At 43.9% G+C, this 2,601-nt stretch carries 5 protein-coding genes; all 5 read left to right on the top strand.

All coding sequences use genetic code 11. The features are described 5' to 3' along the window. The first annotated feature begins 6 nt into the window (after positions 1 to 6). Positions 7 to 465, top strand: coding sequence for a chemotaxis protein CheD (locus tag JXR81_09720; protein MBN2755119.1), 459 nt, complete (start codon positions 7 to 9; stop codon positions 463 to 465). A gap of 12 nt (positions 466 to 477) precedes the next feature. Further along, a complete protein-coding gene (locus JXR81_09715) occupies positions 478 to 870 on the top strand; it encodes a response regulator (protein ID MBN2755118.1) in 393 nt (130 codons plus the stop codon). A 1-nt stretch (position 871) separates the two neighbouring features. After that, positions 872 to 1,345, top strand: a complete 474-nt coding sequence (locus JXR81_09710; GenBank protein ID MBN2755117.1) for a chemotaxis protein CheX — start codon at positions 872 to 874, stop codon at positions 1,343 to 1,345. 2 nt (positions 1,346 to 1,347) lie between these two features. Continuing rightward, positions 1,348 to 2,385 carry a chemotaxis response regulator protein-glutamate methylesterase gene (locus JXR81_09705; protein ID MBN2755116.1) on the top strand — a complete coding sequence of 346 codons (1,038 nt, stop codon included), beginning with the start codon at positions 1,348 to 1,350 and terminating at the stop codon, positions 2,383 to 2,385. A gap of 45 nt (positions 2,386 to 2,430) precedes the next feature. Beyond that, positions 2,431 to 2,601 (top strand): response regulator (locus JXR81_09700; protein MBN2755115.1); only part of this gene is annotated, 171 nt, incomplete at its 3' end.

The following is a 2,601-nucleotide window of genomic DNA, read 5'->3' as shown; positions in this document are numbered from 1 at the left end:
GTCGAGATAGGAGCGCTGAAAGTCACAAATAATCCGGCGGACAGATTAATTACGTATTCGCTTGGATCCTGTCTTGGCGTGGCTATATATGATCCGGTGGCAAAAGTGGCAGGGCTTCTTCATGCCCAGCTGCCGCAGTCATCTTTAAACAGGGAAAAAGCTTTTTTAGCGCCTTCAATTTATGTTGATACCGGAATTCCGCTGCTTTTTGAAAAAGCGTACGCTCTTGGCGCGGAAAAAAAGAGAATAATATTAAAATTAGCCGGCGCCACCACAAAAGGTGACTCTGAAGAGTTTTTTAAAATAGGGGAAAGAAATTATATAATAGCAAGGAAACTGCTTTGGAAAAATCAGGTCTTTATTTCGGGCGAAGATGTGGGCGGTAATATTGCCAGGACGATTTCAATAGATGCCGCGACGGGCATTGTGATTATAAAATCCGGCGGGATAGGAAAAATATTATGAGGAGGCTTTTAAATGGCTTATAATTTTCTGATTGTGGATGATTCGGCGACTACCAGAACCATAATAAAAAGAATTTTGGAGCTGTCAACCATAGAAATAGGGGAACTCTACGAAGCGGAAAACGGGCTGGAAGCGCTTGATGTGCTTCAGTCCAAGTGGATAGACCTTGTGTTTGCCGACATAAATATGCCAAGGATGAACGGCGTGGAAATGGTGCAGAGAATGAGCGAAGACGGAATGCTGAAAACTATTCCCGTTGTAATTGTTTCCAGCGAAGGCAGCGAGACCAGGATAGAAGAGATGATGTCAAAGGGAATAAAGGCATACCTTAGAAAACCGTTTACCCCTGAAAATATTAAAGACCTTGCGGAGAAAATATTAAATCCGGATAAAGGGGGGCAATGAGATGCCAAAATACGAAGCTGCTCTTGAAAAGGTGTTTCATGATATTCTTTCAAAATATGCCATGATGTTTGGGGAGCCTGTTGCAGGCGCTGCGTTTAAGTACAATCCCGAAAAAATATATATACGTTCTGATGTGGGGTTTACCGGGGAGTGCGGCGGAACGATGTCCATAATTACCACCAAGGATTTTTGTTCCGCCCTTGTGTCAAATGTTATGGGGCTTGAACCCGGCAAAGATAATAAAATTGAGGCCGAATATGACGTGATAAAAGAGTTTATTAATCTTACCTGCGGCCATTTTGTAACGGAAGCGTTTGGAAAAAAGGTTACGGCGGATTTAACGCCGCCTTCTGCGGAAATAATTGACAAAGAGGGATGGGAAATAATGGTAAAGCAGGCGGAAATTAAGTTTGTTGTTGATGAAATGCCGGTTGCTGTGGCTGTAGATGTAAAAAATTGCACGGGGAGAAAATAAAAATGATAAAAGTGCTGGTTGTGGATGATTCGGCGATTGTCAGGAAAATACTGTCCGCCGAACTTTCAAAAACAGCTGATATTGAAGTCATAGGAACTGCGCCGGATCCTTACGTGGCGCGTGATAAAATAGTTCAGCTTAATCCTGATGTAATAACCCTTGATATAGAAATGCCGCGTATGGACGGGATAACTTTTTTAAGGAAACTTATGCGGTATAAACCGATGCCTGTAATAGTGGTATCTTCCCTTACTCCCAAGGGAAGCAAACTGGCTTTTGAGGCAATACAGCTTGGGGCTGTTGAAGTGTTATGTAAACCCGGCGAGTCGTATACCGTGGGTGATCTTGCCATAGAGCTTACCGATAAGATACGCGCTGCAGCCAGGGCAAATATAAAAAAGATACTTGAAGGGCAGGATAAATCTGTAATTGAAAATATAAAACTTGAAACAACAACAGAGAAAATTGTGGCTATCGGCGCTTCAACCGGGGGGACCGAAGCCATAAGGCATATATTAAAGGCAATGCCGGCAAACGCTCCCGGAATGGTGATTGTTCAGCATATGCCGGAAAATTTCACGCGTTCTTTTTCGGAGTTTTTAAATCAGGAATGCAGGATGGAAGTTGCAGAGGCAAAACACGGTGATTTTGTATCAACCGGGAAGGCTTTAATAGCTCCGGGCAATAAACATATGCTTTTAAGGCGTTTTGGAGCCATGTACAGGGTGGAAATAAAGGACGGGCCAAGGGTACAAAGGCAAAGGCCTTCGGTTGATGTGCTTTTTAATTCCGCCGCGGCGTCTGCCGGTTCAAATGTTGTAGGGGTAATTCTTACGGGAATGGGTTCTGACGGCGCAGACGGAATGCTGAAAATGAAACAGGCAGGGGCGTATAATATTGCCCAGGATGAAGCATCCTGTGTTGTATTTGGAATGCCCCAGGAAGCAATTAAGGCAGGCGGAGTGGATATTACAGTAGGGCTTAAAGAAATGCCGGGCGCAATAATAGAGGCGGTTAAAGTAAAGAAGGGTTCTTTTTAAAAAAATCAGGGATAATGGCGTGTAGACTCTTAAGGAGGCGGGGACATGAAAGTATTGCTTGTCGATGATTCACCTATGCAGCAGAAAATCGCAAAGATTTATCTGGAAAAAGGGGAAGGGTATACACTTATTACCGCGGTAAACGGGCGGGAAGGCGTGGAAATGGCAAAAAACGAAATGCCTGACCTGATACTGCTGGATATGGAAATGCCGGAG

Source organism: Candidatus Goldiibacteriota bacterium (assembly GCA_016937715.1).
Classification (GTDB): domain Bacteria; phylum Oederibacteriota; class PGYV01; order PGYV01; family PGYV01; genus PGYV01.
The sequence above is the reverse complement of the archived record's forward strand: the minus strand, read 5'-3'. Positions and strand labels throughout refer to the sequence as shown.

Excerpts from the sequence above, each read along its gene's own strand:
- JXR81_09715 (MBN2755118.1), top strand. The coding sequence starts at position 478 with ATGGCTTATAATTTTCTGATTGTGGATGATTCGGCGACTACCAGAACC.
- JXR81_09710 (MBN2755117.1), top strand. The coding sequence starts at position 872 with ATGCCAAAATACGAAGCTGCTCTTGAAAAGGTGTTTCATGATATTCTT.
- JXR81_09705 (MBN2755116.1), top strand. The coding sequence starts at position 1,348 with ATGATAAAAGTGCTGGTTGTGGATGATTCGGCGATTGTCAGGAAAATA.